Origin of the sequence: Streptomyces katrae (assembly GCF_000966975.1) — a bacterium.
Taxonomy (GTDB): Bacteria; Actinomycetota; Actinomycetes; order Streptomycetales; family Streptomycetaceae; genus Streptomyces; species Streptomyces katrae.
Genome location: NZ_JZWV01000931.1, coordinates 1 through 2383, shown reverse-complemented (window position 1 = coordinate 2383; position 2383 = coordinate 1). Strand labels below are relative to the sequence as shown.

The window sequence follows — 2383 nt, the reverse complement described above, 5'->3', positions numbered from 1 at the left end:
CGGCCCAGGAAGGCGGCGAGGTCGGCCGCCTCCCCGGAGTCGGCGAAGTGCAGCTGGTCGGTCATGCCGCGAGGCGCCCTTCCGCGCCCTTGGGGCGGTCGGCGACGCTGCCGGCGGGCTCCTCCAGGTACTCCTGGAGGAAGACCCGCTCCTCGGCGGTGATGCGGCGGGGCCGCCCCTCGGCGAGGTTGTACGGCACGACGACCGTCTCGGCCCGGACGTAGACCGTCTCGGGCGCGTCCTCGGTCGCCTCGTCCTTGACCTCGTAGCGGATGGTCAGGGACGCGGCGCCTATCCGGGTCACCCAGGACTCGATGAGCACCGGCTCGTGCCGGTGCACGAGGGGCAGCTTGTAGTCGATCTCGTGACGGGCCACGACGGAGCCGCCCGTGAAGGACTCGCTGCCCTCACCGGGCGCCAGGCGGAACATGAAGTCGATGCGCGCCTCCTCCAGGTAGCGGAGGAAGACCACATTGTTGACGTGCCCGAAGGCATCCATGTCCGCCCAGCGCAGCGGGCACCGGTAGTGGTGTCTGGCCATGTGTGCGACCTAGCCCCGGGTGAGCTTCTTGTAGGTGGCGCGGTGCGGACGGGTGGCGTCCGGGCCGAGCCGCTCGACCTTGTTCTTCTCGTAGGACTCGAAGTTGCCCTCGAACCAGAACCACTTCGAGTCGCCCTCGTAGGCCAGGATGTGCGTGGCCACGCGGTCCAGGAACCAGCGGTCGTGGGAGACGACCACGGCCGCACCGGGGAACTCCAGCAGCGCGTTCTCCAGGGAGCCCAGGGTCTCGACGTCGAGGTCGTTGGTGGGCTCGTCGAGGAGCAGCAGGTTGCCGCCCTGCTTGAGGGTGAGCGCGAGGTTCAGGCGGTTGCGCTCACCGCCGGAGAGCACGCCGGCCGGCTTCTGCTGGTCCGGGCCCTTGAAGCCGAAGGCGCTGACGTAGGCGCGGGAGGGCATCTCGACGTTGCCGACGTTGATGTAGTCCAGCTCGTCCGACACGACCGCCCAGAGGGTCTTCTTGGGGTCGATGTTGGCGCGGCCCTGGTCGACGTACGAGATCTTGACGGTCTCGCCGACCTTGATGTCGCCGGAGTCCGGAGTCTCCAGGCCCTGGATCATCTTGAACAGCGTCGTCTTGCCCGCGCCGTTCGGACCGATGACGCCGACGATGCCGTTGCGGGGCAGCGTGAAGGACAGGTCGTCGATGAGGACCTTGTCACCGAAGGCCTTGGTGAGGTTGTTGACCTCGACGACGATCGAGCCCAGGCGGGGGCCCGGCGGGATCTGGATCTCCTCGAAGTCCAGCTTCCGCATCTTGTCGGCCTCGGCCGCCATCTCCTCGTAGCGGGCGAGACGGGCCTTGGACTTGGCCTGACGGCCCTTGGCGTTGGAGCGGACCCACTCCAGCTCTTCCTTGAGGCGCTTGGCGCGCTTCTCGTCCTTCTTGCCCTCGACCTTGAGGCGCTCGGCCTTCTTCTCCAGGTAGGTGGAGTAGTTGCCCTCGTAGGGGTGGGCACGGCCGCGGTCGAGCTCGAGGATCCACTCGGCGACGTTGTCGAGGAAGTAGCGGTCGTGGGTGACGGCCACGACGGCGCCCTTGTACTGGGCCAGGTGCTGCTCCAGCCAGTTCACGGACTCGGCGTCGAGGTGGTTGGTGGGCTCGTCGAGGAGCAGCAGGTCGGGGGCCTCCAGCAGCAGCTTGCAGAGGGCCACGCGGCGCTTCTCACCACCGGAGAGGTTGGTGACCGGCCAGTCGCCGGGCGGGCAGCCCAGGGCGTCCATGGCCTGCTCCAGCTGGGCGTCGAGGTCCCACGCGTTGGCGTGGTCCAGGTCGTCCTGGAGCTTGCCCATCTCCTCCATGAGCTCGTCGGTGTAGTTCGTCGCCATTTCCTCGGCGATGGCGTTGAACCGGTTGAGCTTCTGCTTGATCTCGCCGACGCCGTCCTCGACGTTCTCCAGAACGGTCTTGGACTCGTCGAGCTTGGGCTCCTGCATGAGGATGCCGACGGAGTAGCCGGGCGACAGGAAGGCGTCGCCGTTGGACGGCTGCTCGATGCCCGCCATGATCTTCAGGACGGTCGACTTGCCGGCGCCGTTCGGGCCGACCACGCCGATCTTCGCCCCCGGCAGGAAGTTCAGGAACACGTCGTCGAGGATCACCTTGTCGCCGTGCGCCTTGCGCGTCTTGCGCATGGTGTAGATGAACTCAGCCAAGAGAAACCGTCCGGCAGATCGATGGGTGGGCAGATACACCCCATACTGCCGTACGTCCATCCCCTGGGGGAAACGGGAATGGTCAGGGCCCTGATCTGGGCCTGCGCGGGGCGGGTGGGGGAAAACCCCGGCGGGGGGCCGCGGGCGGGCGACAGGATGGCGCCCGGT

The 2383-nt window shown here is 67.7% G+C and carries 2 protein-coding genes; both read right to left on the bottom strand.

Going from position 1 to position 2383, the window contains the following annotated elements; translation table 11 throughout:
• Window positions 1-61: 61 nt before the first annotated feature.
• A complete protein-coding gene (locus VR44_RS29890; RefSeq protein ID WP_045950744.1) occupies window positions 62-541 on the bottom strand; it encodes an acyl-CoA thioesterase in 480 nt (159 codons plus the stop codon).
• A gap of 9 nt (window positions 542-550) precedes the next feature.
• Window positions 551-2215, bottom strand: a complete 1665-nt coding sequence (ettA, locus tag VR44_RS29885) for an energy-dependent translational throttle protein EttA (protein ID WP_094192002.1) — start codon at window positions 2213-2215, stop codon at window positions 551-553.
• Window positions 2216-2383: the final 168 nt, after the last annotated feature.

What these genes read in the sequence shown, in the direction of transcription:
- VR44_RS29890 (WP_045950744.1), bottom strand. Translation starts at nt 541, where the DNA reads ATGGCCAGACACCACTACCGGTGCCCGCTGCGCTGGGCGGACATGGAT.